The following is a 23,818-nucleotide window of genomic DNA, read 5'->3' as shown; positions in this document are numbered from 1 at the left end:
GAATGTTCGTCACGTATAGCCTGATTTATTTTACTAATAGTTAAAGCCCTAAGAAAATCTAATTTCACCCAATCGGCTTTTGGATATTCAAGTGATCCCCCACTTATCCTTTTTGCGTCTTACTCAAGACATGAAGTGGGGGGTTACAGCTTACTGCCAAGTTCTTAATAGGGGTTAAAATTTATAACTGTCAATGCAATACAAATTCCAGAAACTCGGAACGGATTCCGAATTTCTGGAATTTTTTATTTGATATGTGTAGGACTGGGGTTTATCCCATTCTTGTAAACTAGTATTCCAGTTTTCTGGAATAGATAGGACGCAGAATACATGGTTTCAATGACTTTTACAGTTTGGCACGGTGCTTGCATATATAAAAGTGAATAAAAATTTGCCTTGGTGAAGGGAGGTTTGCAAGCGGTTACAATTTGATGGGTGTTAGATCGTGATTAATTTGGTAAAGGGGGAAAAGCAATGTTAAGTATGATTGGCCTGATTGGTGGATTAATTCTTTTAATTTATTTGACGATGAAAGGCATGAATTTACTAGTTGCAGGTCCGTTGTGTGCTTTATTTGTCGCGGTTTTAAGTGGGCTTCCTTTATTCCCACAGCAAGTTGCCGATGGGGAAGCAAACTTAGTCGCTAATTACATGAGTGGATTTGCAGGGTTTGTGACCTCTTGGTACTTAATGTTCTTATTAGGTTCCATTTTTGGAAAGGTCATGGAAGACAGTGGTGCGGCAGACAGCGTATCGAAATGGGTTGTAGAAAAGTTGGGAATGAAACAAGCGGTTCTTGCTGTTGTGGCTGCTTGTGCAATTTTAACTTATGGTGGAGTAAGTTTATTCGTCGTAGCTTTTTCAGTTTATCCAATGGCACTGAGCCTTTTCAAACAGGCCGATTTGCCACGCCGATTTATTCCGGCGGCATTAGCACTCGGGTCTGTAACCTTTACGATGACTTCTGCAGGTTCACCAGAAATTCAAAACTGGATTCCGATTGAATATCTCGGAACCTCTCCGTATGCCGGATGGGAAGTGAGTTTAATTGTAGCTGTATTTATGGCTGTATTCGGCTACTGGTGGTTAAAACACATGATTAAGAAGGCGATTTCAAAAGGAGAAAGATTTGTAGGGCGTGAAAATGATCCTGTTGTGGAGAATAAAGAACTTCCAAATCCGTTAACAGGTCTAATTCCATTGATTGTTGTTTTAGTCATTTCCTTTGTCTTCCATGATAGCTTGGCACAATCAGCGCTCATTATCGCGCTCTTAGGAGGAGTCATTTCAACTTATTTGTTGAACAGAAAGTATTTTAAATCGTTTTGGAATGCAGTTTCAGATGGTACAATGGGGGCATTGGTTGCAATCGGTAACACTGCGGCGGTTGTCGGATTTGGCGGAGTTGCGAAAGCTGTTCCGGCATTCCAAACCGCAGTAGATGCCATGACCAATATTCCTGGTAGTCCTTTAATTGGTGGAGCGATTGCGGTAAGTGTGATTGCAGGTATGACAGGTTCTGCTTCTGGTGGGCAGGCGATTGCCTTACCATTACTTGCCCCGCATTACATGGACTTAGGTGTCAATCCGGAAGCTTTGCACCGTACTGTAGCGATTTCGTCTGGGGCACTAGATTCATTGCCGCATAACGGATATGTTGTTACGACTATTCGCTCGATTTGTGGAGAGTCTCACCAAGATGCTTACTGGGCGGTAGGGGCTTTAACGGTCATTATTCCACTTATTGGACTCGCAGCGGCAATTATTCTATTTTCATTTGGTTTTGGAATTTAACGTAGCAGGAAGGCGGTATGACGGTGGTTGAACAAAAAGTAGTTTTTATTACGGGAGCAGCAAGAGGAATTGGTTTTGAAATTGGTAAAACATTTGCCGAAAGTGGAGCGGCCGTTGTGCTGACGGACTTGGATGAAACAGGTGTGGCTGAAGCGGCCGAGAGCCTTAGACAGGATAATCTGGAGGCTTTGGGAATTAAGTGCGATGTCACTAATGAAGGCGAGCTTAAGGAGGCCTTGAACAAGGCGGTCGAAGCATATGGTAGGCTCGATGTTTTAATAAATAACGCTGGCCTTCAGCATGTGGCAGCAATCGAAGATTTTCCAAAGGAAAAATTTGAACTTTTGCTGTCGATTATGTTGACAGCTCCTTTCACTGCGATTAAGCATGTTTTTCCGATTATGAAAAAACAAGGGTATGGTCGAGTCATTAATATGGCATCAATTAATGGTTTAATTGGTTTTGCTGGGAAAGCGGCATATAATAGTGCGAAACACGGGGTAATTGGTTTAACAAAAGTTGCTGCCCTTGAGGGAGCTGAACATGGAATTACGGTCAACGCGGTTTGCCCTGGTTATGTTGATACGCCACTTGTTCGAAATCAAATGGAAGATCTAGCAAAGACAAGAAATGTCCCATTAGAACGAGTCCTTGAAGACGTTTTGTATCCTTTAGTACCACAAAAGAGATTACTAGATGTACAGGAAGTGGCCAACTATGTCATGTTCCTAGCAAGTGAGCATGCCAAAGGAATCACCGGTCAAGCTTGCGTAATAGATGGCGGATATACAGCACAATAAGCTAAAATTGGAAGATAACTGGATGGTGCCTGGCACCATCCAGTTATTGGAATGTGAGGTTTTGTCTAAGATGCTGGAAAACCCAAAGGATACGATTGTAAAAGGCTCTTATTGGGTTAAAATCGGTTTCTAGTTTTAACAATAATTTATTCAAAACAGCCTTTATTAAAAAATGAGGAATAGAAATGGGTATTAATTTTCATGATGGTAAAAACCGTCACACGTATACGACAAGGATTGCGAATGATTCCTGGATGGAAGCGGTTAAAAAAATAGTTTCAATTGAAAAGGTTACCAACGCAGCGGATATCGGATGTGGCGGTGGGATTTATGTCAGGCTTTAGCTGATATGGGCGTTCCATGTATTGTTGGCGTTGATTTTTCTCAATCAAATCTTGATGGTGCTGTAGAGAACTGTAAGGACTATAAAAATATTTATTTCAAACATGGGAATGCTTTTGATACTTTGTTAGAAGAGAATAGATATGATCTTGTTTTGGCAAGGGCGCTTATTCATCATCTCCGAAATATAGAATTCTGTTTTAAAGAAGCACATCGGATTTTAAAGCATGGAGGGGTCTACTTTGTGCAGGATCGGACACCTGAGGATTGTTCTTTACCTGGGGATCTAGAACATATAAGAGGATATATCTTTGAACGGTTTCCAAGTTTACTTGAAAAAGAGAAAGTTCGCCGACACAAGAGTGAGATTGTGAAGGAAAGCTTAATTTCAGTTGGCTTTACTGAGATAAAAGAAGTTCGGTTATGGGAAACCAGACAAGTTTATGAAACGAAAGACCAACTTTTACAGGACCTTCGGGAAAGAACAGGGAGAAGTATTTTACATGAATTAAGTGACCGGGAACTAAATGAACTTATTGATTTTATGGATCGGATCATTACAGTAGAAGGGCCAATTGTTGAAAAAGATAGATGGACAATTTGGAAGGCTGTAAAATAAGATGATTTTTCTTGAGTGAGATTTTTCATAATATAATTATGTAAACCAACATACTCTCAGTAATTCATAGAGTCCATCTGTTAACAGAACATAGTTACACGCTACAAAAAACAGGAGTAGACTACAATTTCCTTTGAGGTAGTCTACTCTAAGTAATCTTTACTTCCTAATAAGTAAGGATTTTTTTGTTTTGACCGATCTATGGATAGGAGGACCAATTTCAGGAGGTTAATCTTAAGAATCGTGAACTTGTTGATCTGTTTAAAAGGAATCAAAAACATAAGGAAGATTCATATTTTAGTTGATGTTTTTCTAGTGAATAAAATATATTTTTAAGCATTTGAATAGTAAGAAAAATGGTAGAATTAGTTAGAATCTGCACATAGATGTAGTTTAGAGTGCCACCCAAAGTTAAAACACAAGACTATTGGATGAATGGGGATGGAAAGATACAGCACCGATTTTAATATTAAATCCATGGAGATCAGTTTGAGCCATCGACTCGACTGGTGGAGGTGAGGAGGCCGCAGTCACTTTCCACTGCTTCTGGATCTTTTCCCTAAAAAGAAATCGAATTATGGAAAGGGAACGGGTATTACTTCACCTTGGATTAAACAAAGACTTAAGTAGTATAGGAGATAGTCAATATGTTAAACGATAAATATCCAACATTAGAAACAGAACGCTTACTGCTTAAATTATTAACACTTGAAGATGTGAATGAAGTATTCACTCATTTTTCAAACCCATTGGTAACAAGGTTTATGGATATTGAACCATGTAAAAGCATAGAAGAAGCTGAAGAAGTGATTCAATATCATCTTAAGGATGAGGGATGTAGGTGGGGAATTTTTAAAGAAGATTCTCAGTTTATCGGCACTGTGGGTTTTCATCATTTGCGGGCCAAGAAAGATGAGACAATTGCCGAAATTGGTTTTGATCTATCCAATCAGTATTGGGGGCAGGGTTTAATGGTTGAAGCATTAACAAAAGTTTTATCATTCGGGTTTAGCAAAATGAACTTAACTAAAATAGATGCGACCGTGGATCCTGCAAACGAAAGATGTATTCACCTATTAAATAAACTGGATTTTGCATGTGGGATTGAACTTCAAGAGGATCACTTACTCTATTATTACTTAAAAAATCCTTCCAGGAGGCAATTCAAACATGAAAGATATTTACTGTGATGAAATTTTGAGTGGCAAAAAAAAAGTAGAGGTTGTGCTTGAAACAGACAACGTTCTATCCTTTCATCATATTCGCCCCTACTACGAACATCATATTGTAGTGATACCAAAAAAACATCTAACATCCATTTATGGAGTGAAACGGGGTGACATGCTTATTATGGTAGAGATTTTTGAAGTATTGCAGCAAATCTCCGCAAAAATGAATGCTGAATTTGGAGCCTGTACAGTGTCAACCAACGTTGGTGACTACCAAACGACAAAACATATGCACTGGCATGTGCGCTACGGAGAAAAGATTAGGTAAGGGTCCCTATTGAATTTAGTAGAAATCAGTTTGGAAATTGTAGAGTAGAAACTAATTGCCTTCTATAAAGCTATTTTGAAATTTTACTATTATCAAGCTAAAATGAAACAAGGCTCAAGTTATCGGCTCTGAGCCTTGAGTGAATGCAGTTTTTCATTGACCTTCATGTAAAACATTTGTTGCACTTAGAAGGTTTCCATTGGGATCTTTAAACCCGAAGCCGCCGTACCCATTTTTAGGATGAATATTTAGGGGGCCGACTTCAATGTTTTTTTCTTTTAGCCATTGATAAAAATCTTGTAATCTGGGTGTGTAGAAATCAATAACGCTGTGAACGACACCAGTATTGGTATTTTTAAAAGAGGTGCCTTGTGTGGTTTCCGTTTCTACCAAAAAGAATGTTGGGACACCTTCCTTTTTAAACGTTAGCATCGCATTCTTTTCTCCCTTGAATTCGAGTTCAACTCCAAGCACGTCCATATAGAAGTTAACAGACTGCTCAAGATTGATCACGGGTATTTCAATGGTTGCAACATGTGAAATAAATGTAGAACTTGACATTTTTACCTCCTAAATTGAACTTTTAAAAGTATTCTACATAAAGATAGGAATATCCTTTGCAAGTCCAGGAATTAATCTAGTCGTGTATGGACCCTTTCGCCTTGTACCCAGACTTCACGAATGTTTTCAGGTGATGCTAGATACATAATTTTTTGGAACACATCTAAGAGATTTTCACTTTCATCAAATATCGGCAGTTTTGCAGACATCAAAAAAGGATCAATAATTTGGACATCCCAAGCATAGTTCTCCTCTATACGACCTATAGGCAGACTTAAACTTTCGCCACCGCCTGCTGTTGCTAGATAAAACGCTTCATTAATCGTAATACGAGAATTTTCTCGACCGCGCTTTTCTGGAGGGAGAGCTGTGTTGACACCATCTTCTAGCATTCGTGACGAAATTACTGTTTGGCGAGCATTGTCAAAGAGACTAGGTGAGAAGCCTCCCGAGATATCGGAACCCAAACCAATTTCTACTCCTTTTGACTGCAAATGAGCAAGTGGGAGCACACCATTTCCAAAGTATGCATTTGAAACAGGGCAATGGCTGATTGCAGTTCCTGTTCTTGCGAAAAGTTCAGCATCCTCTTCCTCTAAGAATATACAATGCGCCATAACCGATTTCTCCTGTAAGAGTCCAAAATCATGTAAAGCAAAGGCGTCGTTCTTATCGAAGCGTTCCTTTACAAATTGATGGGCCCAGTCGCTCTCGCTGCAGTGGGATTGAATATGTGTGTCATATTTCTTTGCGAGTTCCCCTAAACCTTTTAAGGCATCGTCCGTACAGCTTGGAATAAAACGTGGGGTGACAACTGGATATACTCCTTGCTTGGTGGAACTTGCTAGTTTTTTTACCGCTAAAATAAATTCTTCTGTATCAGCCAGAGCAGTTTTTGAATCATAGTCGCGATAGTAATCAGGGTTTTGTTTAGAATCATCCATTACAACTTTTCCTACTAATCCGCGTTGCCCCTTTCTAGCGCATATTTCTGCAAGGATTAAACTTGCTTCTTTATGGACAGTTGCAAAATAAAGTGCGGTTGTTGTGCCATTTGCTAATAGTGTATTTACGACTTCCTCGTAAACGGTTTGAGCAAAATTGGTATCGGAAAACTTTGCTTCAATAGGGAAAGTATATGTGTTTAACCATTCATAAAGGGGGAGATCAAGTGCAGTTCCAGATTGAGCCCATTGTGGTGCATGGACATGCAAGTCAACAAAGCCAGGGAAAAGAAATTGCCCTTCAGGGACTTTGTGGAAACTAGGATCATTTTGATAGGTTTCCAGTAAAGCTTGATAGTCCGGGGAGTCTGGGGAGACAATTTTTTCAATCAATCCATCATTCCCAATGAAAAATAAATGGTCTTTTAGTACTTTAACCACTTTTGGTGAAGCGCTAGTGAAAGCAGTGCCTAGAAAAATAATCGTACGATTGATCATGTTTAACACCTCAATGTTCGTTTTTGGTTAGTATGTTCCAATTGTATTGGAATTTTTTATGAAAGTCTATCGGATTTAACACTGATGCGTAATTATAGGAGGAGATTGAATGATTATCCGTGAAATTAATGAACAGGATGCACTTGCTCTTGGAAATTTAATAAGACAAGTCGAAAACGAATCTGAATTTATGCTGATGGAACCAGGTGAAAGAAAAATTGACGTGGAACAGCAAAAAAAGTGGATAAAGTCCATGCAAAATCAAGAAAATTCAACGATTATTGTTGCAGAAAAGGACAATCATTTACTTGGCTATCTCCTGGTGATTGGGGGGAGTGCTAAACGAAATCAGCATTCTGCTTATATTGTGATTGGTATATTAAAAAAATATCGGGGTCAAGGAAATGGAAAAAAACTATTTGCGTACTTAGACAAATGGGCGACTGAGCATAAAATTCACAGGTTGGAGCTAACGGTGGTTAAGGACAACGAAAGTGGAGTTAAACTTTATAAAAGGATGGGATTTAAGATAGAAGGCTTGAAAAAACATTCCCTCTTTATAGAAGGGCGCTTTCGAGATGAATATTACATGGCAAAGCTACTATAAAAGATTGAACGAGCGTTATGCGCTGTTTTGTTTTGTTCGGGAGCATCCATAAGTACCAATCAACATGAGAACGATCATCGTGAAACCAACGCTAAATACAGGGATTGGCAAATTATTGCTATAGATAATCCCCATCGTTCCTACTAATCCTGAGATAACAAACCAAAAAGCACCATTCTTATTCAAATCATTCTCAGCAAATAAAACAGCATCAAAGGTTGCCAGTGCAAAAAAACCTGGATAAAACAACGCATGGTCAAAATGGACCGTGCTTAAAGCCTCTCGAGCATGTCCATTTAAAGATAGCATTAAAGCCAAGTTGATATTGGCGAGCTTATTAATTATGTTTTCTATGACCAACAAGGTGATTCCTTTTGCGAATTGTTTATTGTAAATTTGCCCAAATCCAGGGATTACAAAGGATAACAAAGCTGCGATAAACCTATTTTTCAAAAGTGGTCCCCACCCTATTATTCCGTTTAATACAAGTATGCATAAACAAGGGAAGGTTTATGTCTGAGAAATAAATTATATGGATTTTACTTTTTATTAATTTCAAGGGAAATGAGAAGCAATCATTAATAAGCTAACAGGACTACTATTTTAAAAAATTGTGTTGTATAATATTCTGAATATTAACTAAACAATGCGGGGACTATGGAGAAGGAGTGAATTTTTCTTGTTAGAACAGTTCGAAGTGAATATCCCCTCGTTTAATCAGCAACGAGTGATTCGTGTGTATTTACCGCCTAATTACAAAACAACAAATAAACATTTTCCTGTCTTGTACATGCATGATGGACAGTATTTGTTTCGAGATGAAGATACGAAACAAGGAGTTAGTTGGCGAATTGCTGAATACTTGGATAAAAGTGGTTATGAGATCATCGTTGTAGGAATTGATTGCGCGAGGGGGTTGGGGCGTGTTGATGAATACGGACCTTGGGAGAATGATTTTATTCGTGAAAGAATCAATGGAGAAAAAGGTATTGTTGGGGGACTTGGGGACGTATATGTAGATTTTATTGTAAATGAGCTTAAACCATCCATCGATAAAAAGTATCGAACGGACACTGAAGATACTTCTATGGCTGGGAGTTCAATGGGTGGGTTAATTACACTTTATGCAGCATGCAAATATCCGACCATTTTCAAGAAGTTGGCTTGTTTGTCTTCGGCATTTTGGTTTAATGAAGAAAAATTGAAAAAGCGGATTGAAATGACCGATTTTGATTCTATCAAAAAACTTTATATTGATATCGGTACAAATGAAGATACAGGAAGAATGAGCAGTGAAGAATACCTTGCTTGCAATTTATGGGCTTATGGACTTTTAAAAGAGAGAGTGTCAAAACTTAAATTTACCATTGTCGAGAATGGAGTACATTCCGGTGAAGCATGGAGAGAACGTTTTCCAAGAGTGATTGAATTTCTTTATGGGGGTTGAGCACATTCAACTATAAATCTAAAAACACCTCTTGAGATTGGAATGCTTACTTATAATATGTAGCTCTTTTCGATAATTATGGGGAAATTAATCGCTTGAATTATCGCAAAGAGCCATTAAATTAAAATAAGACAAAAATGCAATGAAGGGATGAGTGAGAAGAAAAATGGATCCACTTTTTATAGACTTTCCTGAAGAGTTTACAACAGAGCGTTTGCTCATACGTATACCGCGTCCTGGAGATGGGCAGGCCGTTTATCAAGCTATTCGTTCTTCGATGAAGGATTTAAGACCTTGGATGCCGTTCGCCCGAAAGGAACAAACCGAAGAAGAGGTTGAATTGAATATTAGACAAGCTCATATAAATTTTTTAAAGCGTGACGATTTAAGATTGCTCGTTTTTCTAAAAGAAACAGGTGAGTTGGTTGCCTCATCTGGACTACATCGCATTAATTGGTCGGTCCCGAAGTTTGAAATCGGTTATTGGATTGACAGCCGTTTTAGTGGTCAAGGATTTATGTCGGAAGCTGTCGAGGGGATTACAGAGTTTGCCTTTCAAGAACTAAAAGCACGTCGGGTAGAAATTCGTTGTGATGCCAAAAACGTAAAAAGTCGAGCGATTCCAGAGAGGTTAGGTTTTACCTTAGAAGCTACTTTGATAAATGATGATGTCTCCGTGGATGGGAAGGAATTGAGAGACACATGCATTTATTCAAAGGTTAGATAAAGTGGACGTGAATTATTGAATTTCGATTCACTGTTAAGCATAGCAATAGTGCTATGCTTTTTTAGACGGAAAGGAAGTTGAGGGAGAAGGAGTGGAATTCGATTATGGAAAGATTGAACCCAGTTGATGCTGCAAGGCAGTTCGTTGCGACTTATTTTCCCACTTGTGCGGGTGCTATTTTAGCTGGAAGTGCTGTGCGAGGAGAAGCTACAGAAACGTCTGATCTTGATGTTGTGGTTTTTGATCCAAATTTAATGAATGCTTACCGTGAATCTTTAATCGCGTTTGAGTGGCCCATAGAGGTGTTCGTTCATAACTTCTCTTCTTATAAGGAATATTTTAAGAGTGATTGTAAGCGAGCGAGGCCGTCATTACCGAGAATGGTTTCAGAAGGACTCATTTTAATAGACAATGGAAAAATGGAAGGAATAAAACGAGAAGCTCAAACGCTTTTAAAACATGGGCCGGAAGAGTGGACACAAGAGGACATTCAACTAAAGCGTTATTTCATCACAGACGTTTTAGATGACTTTATTGGTAATCGAGATCGTGCTGAGGATTTGTTTATTGCGAACGCACTAGCTGAGTTAGTAAGTGAATTTGTTTTGCGCACAAATCGAAAGTGGGTGGGCACATCGAAATGGTTGCTACGTTCAATACGCCAGTTTGATGAAAATTGGACAAATGAATTTGTTGCTGTTTTTGACACTTTTTACCGTACTGGAGAAAAAGAACAAGTAGTTCATTTCGTAGAAAAAACTTTAGAACCTTATGGTGGCAGACTCTTCGAGGGATTTGCCCTCGGAAAAAGTGAGCAATAAATCTCCTGTAGAATAATTTTCCATTTATGGGTTTTATTTATAGGTGCCAGGCACCATCCAGAATTTGGGTGGTGCCTGGTTTTTGTTTTGTGATGTGTGTTATCAATGGAACTGAAATATTTTCCTTTTTATCAACTTTTTTAAGATTACATACTTATTCGTGATAATTTCAGCAAAACTTTTGCAAACTAAGTGCAGTATTTGTTAGGGTTATAAAGTCTGACTTCTGCTATCGTAAGCAGGGTGCCCCATACATATAGAACGTATAGAAAGGAACATTCGATGAAAAAGATATCAAACGTATTCTGGATCTCTGTAGCGATTGTCCTTGTTGCGGTGTTGTTTGGTGTACTCGCACCAGATACCTTTGAAACCATGACAGGTAACATTCAAGCGTTTCTGACCTCTGCTTTTGGTTGGTATTATTTAATTTTAGTGACTGTTATTACGATTTTTTGCTTGTTTCTCATTTTCAGTCCAGTTGGTGCGATTCGTTTAGGGAAATCTGATGAAAAACCTGAATTTACTCGTGCTTCCTGGTTTGCGATGTTATTTAGTGCTGGGATGGGAATTGGTCTAGTGTTCTGGGGCGCTGCTGAACCACTATCACACTTTTTGACACCTCCATTGGCGGAGGGTGGTTCGAATGCTGCCCATAAAGAGGCTTTAAGATACGCATTTTTCCATTGGGGGATCCATGCGTGGGCAATCTATGCACTTGTGGCATTGGCGCTTGCTTACTTCCAATTTCGAAAAGGTGAACCGGGGTTAATTTCAGCCACTCTAAAACCTGTCCTTGGAAAAAGTATGGATGGTTGGCTTGGTACGATTGTTGATGTACTGGCTGTTTTTGCAACTGTCGTTGGTGTGGCCACTACATTAGGGTTTGGGGCATCACAAATTAATGGTGGTTTATCTTATTTGATGGGAATTCCAAATAACTTCACGGTTCAATTAATTATCATTTCAGTTGTAACGGTCCTATTTATGATATCAGCTGCATCAGGGTTAGGAAAAGGAATTAAGATTTTAAGTAACGCAAATATGTTTTTAGCTGTTGCGCTTTTAATTTTAATGTTCATTGTAGGGCCAACGATTCTAACCTTAAATATGTTCACGGACTCTTTGGGAGGTTATATTCAAAACATCATCCAAATGAGTTTCCGCATAGCACCTTTAAATGAAGAGCAACGTGGGTGGATTAACTCTTGGACGATTTTTTATTGGGCATGGTGGATTTCATGGTCTCCATTTGTTGGTATTTTTATTGCCAGAGTATCAAGAGGTCGAACGATTCGAGAGTTTATGATTGTAGTACTTTTGCTTCCGTCTCTTGTTAGCTTTTTCTGGTTTGCGGTATTTGGAAATGCTGCGATTGAGGTTCAAAATGCTGGAGCAATTGATTTATCTCAATTCGCGACAGAGGAAGTCCTGTTTGCGGTATTTGGTGAATATCCGATGACGACACTCTTATCAATTGTAGCTGTAGTGCTTGTTAGTACTTTCTTTATTACTTCAGCCGATTCAGCAACATTTGTATTAGGAATGCAAACAACATACGGTTCGTTGACACCACCAAACAGAGTAAAATTCACATGGGGAATTGCGCAATCTATGGTTGCAATTATTTTGTTATATAGTGGTGGGTTACAAGCTTTACAAAATGCACTAATTGCTGCGGCATTTCCGTTTTCGTTCATTATGTTGTTAATGATGGTTTCACTATTCCGATCACTAACCCGAGAAAAGAAAGAACTGGGTTTATATCATAAGCCTAAGCCGCGTAAAAAACAAACGGAAGTAACTAGGAGCAATCCATAACTCCGGCAGAGACTGATTCTTTTGAATTGGTCTCTTTTTTTTGAGTGAAAAAGATTTTTTAGCTCCTATTTCAATCACAGGTAGATTTTGCTTATTTTTTAAAATCTGATTAAGTCTGCTTTTAATATTGATGCAGGCAATAAGCAAGCTTAAAATGAACGTTTTTCGAAAAATTGGAGAGTTATGAATGTAAATAAATTGTAAATTCATTGACTGTCACAATGTATTAGTGTACTATTCAATTAGTACACTAATACATTGTGAGGGGATAAAGGGATGAATCCAATAAAGGGTTTAATAAAAAAGGATTTTCGAATTACACGTAATTTGTTTTTTACATGGGCTGGAGCAATTATTTTGGCCATGGGCGCGGGGGTCGGACTGTCTGCATATACCTCACAGCCAGCTGGGACGTTGCCGGTCATTTTTTTACTAGGTCTAGTTCATATTGTGTTTGCACCGATCATGATGTTTGTCACCTTGAATCAAGAAGCGAAAACACAATTATGGCTATATACACCAAGACGTGCTGTGGATTTGATTGTATCAAAATTCACCGTGATTTTTTCCTACCAGCTGATTATGCAACTGTTATTGTCAATTTATACGGCCTTTAATCTTTTTTGGTTCGGGCGTGATGTATATGAACAGATTGGACCTCGTTTGTTTGGGGAAGCAGCTATTATTCTAAACATCGCCTTAATTGTGTTTGGATTTTATTTTACTTCTTGTTTAACGTTCCTTTGGACGGTTTATCATTCATTAAAAAAACGTGCCAAAGTCTTGCGCTGGGCAGCCGTCCTTTTGTTGGTGTTTGGCTATAACTTATTAGAAGGTCTCATTCTGTCTTATGATCCATTAAGTGAGTTGATTTTTAAATACAAAGTAAATGTTATTTCCAATGCTGCACTGAGGTACAGTGAGGAAAAGTGGAGTGTGATGCTTGAACCAGCTGGCATTCCAGTCATTCCGCTCCTGTTATATGGTTTATTAATTGCTGTGTTACTTGGATTGGCAGCAAAGCTATTGGATCGGAAAGTGGAGGTGTAGAAATGGGGGAAGAATTTCAGGCGTCCAAACCAATATACATGCAGATAGTCGATAAAATCATCAGTGAAATCGTTCAAGGAAAGCGGCGACCTGGCGATAAACTTCCATCGGTAAGGGAAATGGCTGTCAATATGGGAGTAAACCCAAACACTATTCAGAGGACTTATACAGAACTAGAACGATTGAAATTAGTAGAGTCACGGAGAGGGCAGGGAACGTTTGTTGCTGCGAATGAAGAAGTGATGGAGGAGTTGGGGACAGAAATGCAAGAAGAAATTATTGAATTATTTATACAGAAAATGGAGGAGATTGGTGTTTCTAAAGATCAACTAATAGGTATGCTCCAACGCTATTTAGGGGAGGGGAGATAAATGGTACTTGAGCTTAAAAATGTAAGCAAATTTTACGGGAAAACTGCAGCTTTGAATAAGGTCAGTCTCACTTTTGAAAAGGGAAAGATCTACGGTTTGCTAGGGCCTAATGGAAGTGGGAAATCGACAAGTTTAAAATTGATGACAGGTCTTGTGTTTCCTGATGAAGGAGCGGTGAAATTAAACGGAACACTCGTTACAAGAAAAACAAGTGAAAAAGTGGCTTATTTAACAGAGCTGGATATGTTCTATGATGTGTTTACTGTACAGGAGACGATTGATTATGTCGCCAGTCAATTCGCCGATTTTAATAAAGAAAAGGCATTACAATTATTGCAAGAATTAAAACTTGATCCTACGAAAAAGGTTCGCTCACTTTCGAAAGGGAATCGGGGGAGATTGAAGCTCGTTACAACTCTTTCACGAAACGCAGAGGCTATCCTGTTAGATGAGCCGTTTTCAGGGTTAGATCCAATGGTTCGCGATTCGATCGTGCAGAGCTTGCTAAAATATCTTGATTTTGATCATCAAGTACTAATTATCGCCACCCATGAGATTAATGAAATTGAGTCTTTATTAGATGAAGCAGTTGCCATTCAATATGGAAAAGTTATCGGTCAGGAAAAAGTAGAATCGTTGCGAGAAGAACGAGGGTTATCGGTATTGCAATGGTTTAAGCAATTATCAAGTAAATATGGGGAGGGAGAAATATGAAAGAAGTTCTACGGTTAGATCATGTAAAAAAAGTGATTAAAGGCAAGAAAATTATTGATGATCTGAGCTTCTCCGTTCGTGAAGGTGAGATATTCGGTTTCCTTGGTCCAAATGGAGCTGGAAAAACGACAACCATACGAATGATTGTGGGATTAATGAAGATCAGTGAAGGGGATATTGTAATTGCTGGGAAAAGCATTAAGAAGGATTTTACAAAAGCAATCGGCCAAGTTGGGGCAATTGTAGAGAACCCGGAAATGTACAAATTTTTAACAGGGTATCAAAATTTGCTGCAGTATGCCCGAATGCATGAGGGGATTACAAAAGAGAAAATCGCTGAAATCGTGGAATTAGTTGGATTGACAGATCGGATTCATGAAAAAGTAAAAAGTTATTCACTTGGAATGCGCCAACGACTCGGTCTAGCTCAATGTCTGTTACATGATCCAAAGCTATTGATACTTGATGAACCAACGAATGGTCTTGATCCAGCAGGGATCCGTGAAATAAGAGATCATTTGAGATTATTGACGAGGGAACGAGGCATGAGTGTGATTGTATCTAGCCACTTATTGTCTGAAATGGAATTAATGTGTGATCGTATCGCGATTATTCAAAATGGAAAGTTAATTGATGTTCAGACAGTGAATGAATTCGTACAGAATCGGACCGCGACATATCAGATTGAAACTGGCTCACTTGGAGATGCAGCCTTTTGGCTGAAAAGTGAATGGAATATAGTCATGAGTAAGGAAGGGTTTACAGTAGAAACCGAACGAGAAAACATTCCATTGTTAATTCGAAATCTAGCTGCAGCTGGGGTTGATGTGTTTGGAGTGAAAACGATTTCGAAAACACTGGAAGATCGATTCCTTGAAGTCACAAATAAATAGGAGGAACAAGATGGGGAAATTAATTCTGAATGAATGGACAAAATTGTTCCGTAGAATTGGGACATGGGTAATGTTTGGAATAGTCATACTAATGGTTATCGGAATGGGTACCTATCTAAAATATGATGAAAGCAATCATCCACCTCAGGAAAACCTAAATTGGAAACAAGACTTAACTGTGCAACTTGAAAATGACCGAACATCATTAGAAGAAGTAGGACAGAATAATGCAAATTTAAGAACGTTTTATGAGCGACAAATTGCGATAAAGGAATACCAAATTGAAAACGAGTTATCTCCGGAAACTGGTCAGAATGTTTGGTCGTTTATTGGTGAAGCAATGGGGGCAATTGGTTTCATTGGAGTATTTACGATTATTATTGCAGCGGGTATTGTCTCAAACGAGTTTTCATGGGGGACAGTAAAGTTGCTGCTCATCAGACCGATGAAGCGAACGAGAATTTTACTGGCCAAATATTTAACAGTTTTATTATTTGGAATTTCGATGCTTTCCGCGACTTTTCTAATAGCGGCTGTGATCGGTTTTGCTTTGTTTGGTTTGCCAGAACAAGCCATTCCACATTTGGCATATGTTGATGGGCAAGTCGTGGAAAGAAGTTTGTTCATGCAATTAATCGGGGAATATTTACTTGGTTCAATTGATGTATTAATGCTTGCAACAATGGCCTTCATGATTTCAGCTGTCTTCCGCAATAGTTCTTTGGCAATTGGCTTGTCCTTGTTCTTGATGTTTATGGGAGGTACTGTGACGATGATCGTTGCATCGAAATATGAATGGGCTAAATACATCCTATTTGCGAACACCGATTTGTCCGTTTATTTCGATGGGGTACCTCTCGTGGATGGCATGACACTTGGCTTTTCCATTTTCATTCTGTTCCTGTACTTTGCTTTGTTCCAGTTTCTCGCATTTTTCGTTTTTGCAAAGAGGGATGTCACAGCTTAACAGTAAATTTCCTTTTAGGCATTGTCCGTTTGTGGGCATGCCTTTTTTTGTGGTTTATAAAAACATGAGAAAATGAAACAATTATCGAAGTAGTTTGCATTTCTCTCGTAGATTCCAATTATAATATCGTCTAAACTTAAGAATAACAATACTAGTTAGTGAGGTGCGAAGAATGGAGTTTTTTATTTTTTTCATTTTAGTTATCTTCATGTTTGATTTTACAAAGTTACGGAAGCAAAACCAGAAAATCATTGAACAGAATGACCGAATGATTTCGTTACTAGAGGAGATTATTAAGAAGTAAATAGGAAAGCTGAAAAAAGAAAAAAGTTAATAACTTGTGTTTTGATAAAAGGTCAACCTAAAGAGAGTTTTTAATAATTTATCTCGCATACTGGGTGTAGGATCCCGACTTCAAGACTTAAGGAAGACAGAAAAAGGATAAGCGGGGGAGCAACTGAAACTTAATAGCCCGATTGGTGAAAAATCAATCAGGCTATACGTGACCAACATTTAGTGGAGGATGGAGAAAAACCCCACTGAAAAAGTTTCACTTTATCAAGTTATTTTAGACTATTCACAAAAAAACGAGGTAGTAGGTTAGGTTCCGCCGGTTGGTTTTATTATGGTATAAAAATTCCCCTTAGCCTCTTTTGCGATTGAATTTACGATTATAGTAAATAGACATACCGATAATCACCGGCGTCAACAGAATGGTCGGTAAAAACCATAATAAGATATTTATAGATTCAATGTTTAATAAGCGCGGAGCACCAAAGACGGTAAATGCCGTAATGGTTGCAATCGAACACCCAAGCATTCCGCTTAAATGCTCAAACCACCAATGAAGTTTTTTCGTTGGTTTTCTCAACCAGTAGTTTAATTGGGTAATGCTTAAAAAAATGCCGACTAAAGGAAACCATGCTAGAAGTGGAAAATCAACAGTAACCCCATAGACACATATTGTCACCGCAGAAAACAATAATAATAGTGAAAATCCTAAGTCCCAAACATTTTTATGTGTGGTTTTTCTTGATTTATTTTTTAACACCCTAAGACCATAGTAAGCAGTGGAGCCACTTAAAATGGAAATAAAGATTAAAAAAAGCGAAAATGAAATAAGTTCGGAAGAAGAAGCGGGATCAAGAATTCGGTATATCCCCATATATAAGGCCGAAAATGAAACAATAATCATGCCGGATACATATATCCAGCCAGAGACAAGATGAGCCTTTCCTCCTTTTTTTGTGACGACTGGGATCCAAAAGGTAAAAAGAGAAGTAAATCCACCAATTATATGTAAGATCCGGAGAATGCTGAATAATGTCATAAATTTCAGCTCCCTATTATTGAGATTAACTATGATCCGAGACCACCGAGCTGTAAGAAGTTAGTAGAGTCGTTTTATAGCTATTTAAAAGAGCTTAGAATAGGTCAACATACGTTAAACAGTATATCCAAGCATAAAAAATGTAAAAAATATAACTCATTCTGCTTAGTGCATTCCGATGAGATTCTTGGTGAAGTCGCCGGAGTTTGTCTAGAGAACGTACCAGAAATATCCAATCGCCCTAATTTTAAGCATATGTATGAAAGAAAAGAAATATTAACTTATTTTCTCTTTGATTGTGCGTTTTTAGCTTAAGAAAGAGGCAAGCCAAATTTGGCTTGCCTAATCTATTTTGTAAAGCATATGAGATCACAGGTTACCCGCGTCTGCCACCTCTACCGCCTCGTTTTGTTTCTGTGTTTCGCTTTAAAGAAGAAAGGTTTTCTTCACTCGCCTTTAGGAATTTTGCCATTTTGTCTTCAAAGCTTTCTTTTGGCTTAAAGTTGCCTTTTGAGCGGAAGTCTTTAGAGCGATTATCGTTTCTGCCTTGGCGTGGCGGGCGTTGGGAGTAGGATGATTGTCCTTCAGGACGGTCAATCGCTTTTTTGATTGATAGAGAAATTTTCCCATCTTTTTCGCTAAGAACTTTCACTTCAACTTCTTGACCGACTGTTAAATGTTCGTTAACGTCTTTTACATAGCTATCGGCTACTTCACTGATATGAACAAGACCTGTTTTTCCTCCCTCTAGCTCAACGAAAGCTCCAAAATTTGTAATCCCTGTTACTTTACCTTTTACTTTACTGCCGATTTCGACTGACATAGAAATATGGTTCCCCCTCAATAATGTTAAACACCACTTCATTATAACAAATAATCGAGAAATAACCTCGCACTATTTTTCACCTATTTTTACCGTTTTCACAATCGGTTATTCTTGTTGTAGGGTGATTTTGAAATGGTCATACTAACAGAAACTTAGCACAAGTTCAGCATTATGGGAAGTAAAGAATGAAATTTATGTAATAAAAATAAGGGGGAAAGTAATAAATGGGTGAAGAAACGACAGAGAAAAAGGTTAAGACAGCGAATATTGGCGACGTTATCCAAATCTCAAAAGGTATTGAAAAAGGGAAAAAAGGCAAGGTTGTTGTATTGCGTGAAAACTCCGTTATCGCAGAAATAGGGAAGAATAAAAAAACAGATGAACCGATTAAAACAGTCGTTAATCATAAAAATTACAAATTGGTGAAATAAACGAAAGGGAGCAGGGGTACCTGCTTCCTCTTTAATCATGTATTTTGCTTGTTAATGGGAAAAGGTACAGCAGCAGAATGATGTATGTTGATTAAGAAAATGTTTGAGCCATACTAAAGGATTTATGGAAGAAATAATTAAGACTTGAACATGAAATGCCTGCGCATTATGCTAATTAAGGTATAAATATTAGATTTGCCACAACTCATGAAAACACGGAGGTTATCAAAATGACACTTGAAGGAAAAGCGGCAATTATTACTGGAGCTAGTAGTGGGATTGGCGAAGCAACAGCATTAGCCTTAGCTAACTTAGGAGTGAATGTTGCGCTTGCTGCACGTCGGACAGACCGACTTGAGGAATTAAAAGTGAAGATTGAAAATAATACAAATGCCAAGGCGATTGTTGTTAAAACAGATGTGACAAGTAAAACAGATGTAGAAAACCTAGCTAAAGAAACTAAAACGGCATTCGGTAACATCGATATTCTTGTTAATAATGCTGGTGTGATGCTGTTATCCTATTTAAAAAACGATGCAATCGATGAATGGATTCAAATGGTCGATGTTAATGTCAAAGGGGTGCTACATGCACTACATGCGGTTTTACCAACAATGCTTGAACAAAATGAAGGTCATATTATCAATATTTCATCAGTTGCCGGACATGAAGTTGCTCCGAATCATTCTGTTTATTCTGCTACAAAATATGCAGTAAAAGCTTTATCGATGAGTATGGAAAAAGAATTTAGCAGGACAGGGATCCGCGTGACGAACATTTCTCCAGGAGCGGTTGCTACTGAGCTAGCCCAACATATTACAGATGAAGAAGTACTTGAGAGTTTTGCTGACCAGAAAATCACGTTTTTACAGGCGGAGGACATCGCAAATGCGATTACATATTCGGTAACACAACCAGAACATGTACATGTTAATGAAATCATCGTACGGCCTAAAATGTTTTTAGGCCAAGTTTAATCATCCCTTTTTGAAAAAGTCTCCCGCTTACATAATTCATAACCATTAGTATAAGCTAACAGTGGAGGTGAATGTTTGTGGAAAAACGTGATGAGAACATTTACAACAATGAAGCTCAGGCAAATGGACAAAAGCAAGGTTTCTTTGCTTCATTAGAAAACTTAAGCAATAATCTTTTATCATATGTCACGGATGAGGATCCAAATAATAATCAGGAAGATCAATTACATTAACCTATAAAAACGCCGATTCGGCGTTTTTTATTTTTTCTTGTTGAAGTGAGTAATTAGTATAATCATAAACCCCAAGAGCGATGAATTTTTGATGAATAATCAGACGGCACGCGTTTTTGAGAGAGTTATGGTACAATCTGTTCATAGAATGAACGGTGTTTTGGCGTTATCAAAAGAAAGGCGTCATTTGATTGGGAGGGGCAATTGGTTTGGACATTGTAATTACTCAGAAAAGTATTAAAGAGAAGTGTGGAACCGTCTCCTTCAAAAGAGGAGACGCTTTTTATCGTGCCAATAAAGTAATCATTCAAGAGAATACAGATGATCAATGTACAGCTATTGTACAAGGTACAGAAGACTTTCATGTAAAGATTGAAAGAAGAGATGCAGGAGGCTACCAATCACATTGTTCCTGTCCTAAACTGGCGAGTGTGAAAAATGATTGTCAACATGTTGCAGCCGTCTTAATTGCTTTTTATGAACAACAACGAGTAAATAAGCAACAAAAGATGCCCGCCACATTTGATGAGGGTGAACAGAACATATCCAATGATTTTTTGACGCTTTTTAATAATGAACCGCGACGTGAAAGGGGTCATCAGTATCATTTTGAAAATCGAGAAATACTAGATATTCAATTTCTATGTAAACCAGTTGAAGACGATAATCGACAACTAAAAATGGCAATTGCAATAGACATTGCCTCAAACCAGGTAGAGGACATTCACTCATTTTTACTGAAAGTAGACGAAGGATTACCAGTGGAGATGGGGTCATTCTACTATGATCCTAAACTCCATTGTTTTGAAAGGGTTAATGAAAGTGTTCTTCAGCAATTGATTCAAGTTGTAAGAGATGAAAATGCTTTTGTTTCTAAAACAAAGAAACAGCCAATGCTGATAATCCCGGCCTCGGCATGGGAAAAGCTTGTCCTTGCTTTAAACCAAGCTTCAGGTGTAAAAGTTCAGTTTCCAGGTTTTACTGTTAATGGACTTCACCTAAGCGAGGGTCCACTTCCTTTGAAATTTGAATTGATTCAAACCGAAGGCAATCAAATCCAATTAAAAGTTGAAGGGTTAGCAGAGCTAATCGTTCTACATCCCTATCAAACAGTTATGGCTCAAGGAAAGCTTGTACAGTTAAAAAAGAATGACTTTACCCGCTTACATGAGCTAATTCGTATGCTTGAGCCATATGGAAGAAGCCGGTTACCAATCCAAAAAAATCAATTAGGCTTTTTTATTGATAAAGTGGTTCCAGGAATAAAGCAGTTAGGTGAGGTGAAAATCCCTAGCAAGCTTACAAAAGAGATGTATCAAACGCCGCTTAAAGCCAAGTTGTATTTGGATCGAGTGAATAATCGCTTACTGGCGGGTTTAGAATTTCACTACGGAAGTATCGCTTTTAACCCATTAGATCATCGGGAACGAAGAGCTGCATCCATGGTAATCCGTGACGAAGAAAAAGAAAATATGATAATTGACTTAATGGAAGAGAGCGAATTTGGAAGAACAGAAAGTGGTTATTTTTTGCATAACGAGCAAAAAGAATATGAGTTCTTATATCATACAGTTCCAAAGTTACAGAAGTTAGTACAACTCTATGCAACAACTGCAGTCCGTAACCGAATGTTCAAAGGGAATCAAGCTCCACGTATTCAGATTAAGGTTAAAAAGCAACGTACCAATTGGCTGGAGTTTAAATTTAAAATGGACGGGATTGCAGATCATGAAATAAAAGAAGTGTTACAGGCTTTAGAAGAAAAACGTAAATATTATCGCCTAAGAAATGGAGCATTTCTTTCTTTGGAGACGAAGGAATTCGAGGAAATTGAAAGATTTCTGAAAGCACTTCCTATCGAGAAGGATGAAATTGAATCAGAATGGCGTGTACCACTTGTCCGTGGTCTTGGTTTGCTAGACAAGGTGGGAAATCAGGACATGTTACAGGTTGAGGAATCTTTTCGTGAATTTTTAAAAGAACTCACGCAGGTAAAGCTAGATAAATTCAAGGTTCCGGACCAATTAGGGCCGATTTTAAGAGAATATCAGGTCGCGGGATTTCAATGGATGAAAACATTGGCCAGCTATGGGTTTGGAGGAATTCTCGCCGATGATATGGGACTAGGAAAAACGGTGCAAAGTATTGCTTTTATTTTATCAGAGCTTGAGCAAATACGCTCTGAACGGTGCCCGGCGTTAATTGTGTGTCCGTCATCCTTGTCTTATAACTGGTTAAGTGAATGGATGAAATTTGCTCCGGAAATTCACGCCATTGTTCTTGATGGTCATCATCAAGAACGGAAAGAGCTGCAAAAACAGATTAAAGAAATGGATGTGGTCATCACTTCCTATCCGCTTTTGCGCCAGGATATCGTTTGGTTCGAAAAACAATCTTTTCATGTGGTGTTTTTTGATGAAGCACAAAACTTTAAGAATCCATTGACGCAGACAGCACGTGCAGTAAAGAAGCTTAAAGCAAACCATCGTTTTGCTTTAACGGGTACTCCAATGGAAAATTCGCTTGAAGAATTATGGTCCATTTTCCATGTTGTTTTTCCTGAGTTATTTCTTGGTTTAAAAGAGTTTAGTCAATTAACACAAAAACAAATTTCACGGAGAATTCGACCATTTATGCTCCGTAGGGTCAAGGAGGATGTTCTGGGAGAACTGCCTAAAAAAGTTGAATCGCTGGAATTTGTGGATCTTCTTCCCGAGCAAAAGAAATTATATGGTGCATATTTAGCAAAATTACGTCATGATACCTTAAAGCACTTAGATAAAGACACATTTCGTAAAAATAAGATAAAAATTCTGGCAGGGTTAACCCGTTTGCGGCAAATTTGCTGTCATCCCGCATTGTTTGTGGACAGCTATCAAGGTGGTTCGGCAAAATTTGATCAGCTTATACAGATAGTCGAGGAAGCAAGAATTGCTGGACGAAGATTATTGATTTTCTCTCAATTCACAAAAATGCTTGAAATCATCGGAAGAGAATTAGCGATTCGCGGTTTGCCGTTTTTCTACTTGGACGGACAAACACCTTCTAACGAACGAGTGAATTTATGCGACAAGTTCAACAAAGGAGAACGTGATTTCTTCCTCATCTCCTTAAAAGCAGGAGGAACAGGATTGAACTTGACCGGGGCTGATACTGTAATTCTTTATGATTTATGGTGGAATCCTGCGGTGGAGGAGCAGGCTGCTGACCGGGTACATCGCATGGGGCAAACTAAAAAAGTAGAAGTGATTAAAATGGTCACTCGTGGTTCCATTGAAGAAAAAATGAATGAATTACAAGCAAGAAAGAAGCATTTAATCGATGAAATCATTGAAGCTAATGAAGATACTTCCTCCCTTACCGAAAGTGATATTAAAGAATTGCTGATGATTGATTAACAAAGGCTGTTTTCGTAAAGTTTGTTGTTAAAATCCTAAAGCCGATAATGTACGGCGTTTGAGGTTTTATTCTTCTTGTTCTTTAACTTTTAATTATGTAGTACGACCAGTTCTTAAAATATAATTATCCCTTTATATAAGCTGTCTTAT

The 23,818-nt window shown here is 38.2% G+C and carries 24 protein-coding genes and 1 pseudogene; 20 read left to right on the top strand and 5 right to left on the bottom strand.

The features are described 5' to 3' along the window. Positions 1-474 precede the first annotated feature (474 nt). The 5 genes and pseudogenes from M3182_RS13375 (at position 475) to M3182_RS13355 (ending at position 5,052) form a co-directional block, all read left to right on the top strand. The gene (locus M3182_RS13375) at positions 475-1,794 is read left to right on the top strand and encodes a GntP family permease (protein ID WP_251427124.1); all 1,320 of its coding nucleotides are present in this window, start codon (positions 475-477) and stop codon (positions 1,792-1,794) included. A 23-nt stretch (positions 1,795-1,817) separates the two neighbouring features. Further along, a complete protein-coding gene (locus tag M3182_RS13370; protein ID WP_251558490.1) occupies positions 1,818-2,594 on the top strand; it encodes a 3-hydroxybutyrate dehydrogenase in 777 nt (258 codons plus the stop codon). A gap of 185 nt (positions 2,595-2,779) precedes the next feature. Continuing rightward, positions 2,780-3,555, top strand: a pseudogene (locus M3182_RS13365) (class I SAM-dependent methyltransferase). Between the two features lie 647 nt (positions 3,556-4,202). After that, positions 4,203-4,745, top strand: coding sequence for a GNAT family N-acetyltransferase (locus M3182_RS13360; RefSeq protein ID WP_251558440.1), 543 nt, complete (start codon positions 4,203-4,205; stop codon positions 4,743-4,745). Next, the gene (locus tag M3182_RS13355; protein WP_251558439.1) at positions 4,726-5,052 is read left to right on the top strand and encodes an HIT family protein; all 327 of its coding nucleotides are present in this window, start codon (positions 4,726-4,728) and stop codon (positions 5,050-5,052) included. The genes M3182_RS13360 and M3182_RS13355 overlap by 20 nt, the downstream gene beginning before the upstream one ends. A gap of 153 nt (positions 5,053-5,205) precedes the next feature. Here M3182_RS13355 and M3182_RS13350 read toward each other — a convergent pair whose 3' ends face one another. Beyond that, the gene (locus tag M3182_RS13350) at positions 5,206-5,613 is read right to left on the bottom strand and encodes a VOC family protein (RefSeq protein WP_251427140.1); all 408 of its coding nucleotides are present in this window, start codon (positions 5,611-5,613) and stop codon (positions 5,206-5,208) included. Between the two features lie 71 nt (positions 5,614-5,684). After that, positions 5,685-7,055, bottom strand: coding sequence for a guanine deaminase (gene guaD / locus M3182_RS13345; RefSeq protein WP_251558437.1), 1,371 nt, complete (start codon positions 7,053-7,055; stop codon positions 5,685-5,687). A 109-nt stretch (positions 7,056-7,164) separates the two neighbouring features. Between guaD and M3182_RS13340 the strand changes: the two genes are divergently transcribed. Next, positions 7,165-7,662 carry a GNAT family N-acetyltransferase gene (locus tag M3182_RS13340; protein WP_251427143.1) on the top strand — a complete coding sequence of 166 codons (498 nt, stop codon included), beginning with the start codon at positions 7,165-7,167 and terminating at the stop codon, positions 7,660-7,662. A 15-nt stretch (positions 7,663-7,677) separates the two neighbouring features. On the opposite strand, the gene M3182_RS13335 is transcribed toward M3182_RS13340, so the two are convergent. After that, positions 7,678-8,115, bottom strand: coding sequence for a hypothetical protein (locus M3182_RS13335; protein WP_251427146.1), 438 nt, complete (start codon positions 8,113-8,115; stop codon positions 7,678-7,680). 226 nt (positions 8,116-8,341) lie between these two features. Here M3182_RS13335 and M3182_RS13330 point away from each other — a divergent pair, with 226 nt between their 5' ends. From M3182_RS13330 to M3182_RS26180, 10 genes are all read left to right on the top strand, one after another. Beyond that, the gene (locus M3182_RS13330; RefSeq protein ID WP_251427150.1) at positions 8,342-9,109 is read left to right on the top strand and encodes an alpha/beta hydrolase; all 768 of its coding nucleotides are present in this window, start codon (positions 8,342-8,344) and stop codon (positions 9,107-9,109) included. Positions 9,110-9,275: 166 nt separating this feature from the next. After that, positions 9,276-9,836, top strand: a complete 561-nt coding sequence (locus M3182_RS13325; RefSeq protein WP_251427669.1) for a GNAT family N-acetyltransferase — start codon at positions 9,276-9,278, stop codon at positions 9,834-9,836. 104 nt (positions 9,837-9,940) lie between these two features. After that, positions 9,941-10,657, top strand: coding sequence for a nucleotidyltransferase domain-containing protein (locus tag M3182_RS13320; RefSeq protein ID WP_251558435.1), 717 nt, complete (start codon positions 9,941-9,943; stop codon positions 10,655-10,657). 282 nt (positions 10,658-10,939) lie between these two features. Continuing rightward, complete coding sequence (locus M3182_RS13315) at positions 10,940-12,478, top strand: glycine betaine uptake BCCT transporter (protein WP_251558433.1); 1,539 nt, start codon at positions 10,940-10,942, stop codon at positions 12,476-12,478. Positions 12,479-12,754: 276 nt separating this feature from the next. Further along, on the top strand, positions 12,755-13,528 hold the full coding sequence (locus M3182_RS13310; RefSeq protein WP_251558431.1) for a hypothetical protein: 774 nt from the start codon (positions 12,755-12,757) through the stop codon (positions 13,526-13,528). A 2-nt stretch (positions 13,529-13,530) separates the two neighbouring features. Next, positions 13,531-13,899, top strand: a complete 369-nt coding sequence (locus M3182_RS13305) for a GntR family transcriptional regulator (RefSeq protein WP_251427161.1) — start codon at positions 13,531-13,533, stop codon at positions 13,897-13,899. Then, positions 13,900-14,613 (top strand): ABC transporter ATP-binding protein, encoded by a 714-nt coding sequence (locus tag M3182_RS13300; RefSeq protein ID WP_251427164.1) that lies wholly within the window; start codon positions 13,900-13,902, stop codon positions 14,611-14,613. Then, positions 14,610-15,506, top strand: a complete 897-nt coding sequence (locus tag M3182_RS13295; protein WP_251427167.1) for an ABC transporter ATP-binding protein — start codon at positions 14,610-14,612, stop codon at positions 15,504-15,506. Before M3182_RS13300 ends, M3182_RS13295 begins: the two co-directional genes overlap by 4 nt. 10 nt (positions 15,507-15,516) lie before the next feature. Beyond that, positions 15,517-16,473, top strand: a complete 957-nt coding sequence (locus M3182_RS13290) for an ABC transporter permease (protein ID WP_251558429.1) — start codon at positions 15,517-15,519, stop codon at positions 16,471-16,473. Between the two features lie 172 nt (positions 16,474-16,645). Continuing rightward, positions 16,646-16,777, top strand: a complete 132-nt coding sequence (locus M3182_RS26180) for a hypothetical protein (protein WP_285868043.1) — start codon at positions 16,646-16,648, stop codon at positions 16,775-16,777. Positions 16,778-17,116: 339 nt separating this feature from the next. Here M3182_RS26180 and M3182_RS13285 read toward each other — a convergent pair whose 3' ends face one another. Both M3182_RS13285 and M3182_RS13280 read right to left on the bottom strand, forming a co-directional pair. Beyond that, positions 17,117-17,803 carry a DUF2306 domain-containing protein gene (locus tag M3182_RS13285; RefSeq protein WP_251558428.1) on the bottom strand — a complete coding sequence of 229 codons (687 nt, stop codon included), beginning with the start codon at positions 17,801-17,803 and terminating at the stop codon, positions 17,117-17,119. A 376-nt stretch (positions 17,804-18,179) separates the two neighbouring features. Then, on the bottom strand, positions 18,180-18,626 hold the full coding sequence (locus tag M3182_RS13280; RefSeq protein WP_251427176.1) for a S1 domain-containing RNA-binding protein: 447 nt from the start codon (positions 18,624-18,626) through the stop codon (positions 18,180-18,182). Positions 18,627-18,853: 227 nt separating this feature from the next. Between M3182_RS13280 and M3182_RS13275 the strand changes: the two genes are divergently transcribed. The 4 genes from M3182_RS13275 to M3182_RS13260 all read left to right on the top strand — a co-directional run bounded on the left by M3182_RS13275 (position 18,854) and on the right by M3182_RS13260 (position 23,668). Further along, positions 18,854-19,060, top strand: a complete 207-nt coding sequence (locus M3182_RS13275; RefSeq protein WP_251558426.1) for a DUF2187 family protein — start codon at positions 18,854-18,856, stop codon at positions 19,058-19,060. A 230-nt stretch (positions 19,061-19,290) separates the two neighbouring features. After that, positions 19,291-20,037 carry an SDR family oxidoreductase gene (locus M3182_RS13270; RefSeq protein ID WP_251558424.1) on the top strand — a complete coding sequence of 249 codons (747 nt, stop codon included), beginning with the start codon at positions 19,291-19,293 and terminating at the stop codon, positions 20,035-20,037. Between the two features lie 77 nt (positions 20,038-20,114). Beyond that, positions 20,115-20,270 carry a hypothetical protein gene (locus M3182_RS13265; RefSeq protein WP_251427183.1) on the top strand — a complete coding sequence of 52 codons (156 nt, stop codon included), beginning with the start codon at positions 20,115-20,117 and terminating at the stop codon, positions 20,268-20,270. 209 nt (positions 20,271-20,479) lie between these two features. Next, a complete protein-coding gene (locus M3182_RS13260; protein WP_251558422.1) occupies positions 20,480-23,668 on the top strand; it encodes a DEAD/DEAH box helicase in 3,189 nt (1,062 codons plus the stop codon). The last annotated feature ends 150 nt before the right edge of the window (positions 23,669-23,818 follow it).

It is taken from the genome of Mesobacillus maritimus, from assembly GCF_023715205.1.
In the GTDB taxonomy this organism is placed as follows: domain Bacteria; phylum Bacillota; class Bacilli; order Bacillales; family Cytobacillaceae; genus Mesobacillus_B; species Mesobacillus_B maritimus_C.
The sequence above is the reverse complement of the archived record's forward strand: the minus strand, read 5'-3'. Positions and strand labels throughout refer to the sequence as shown.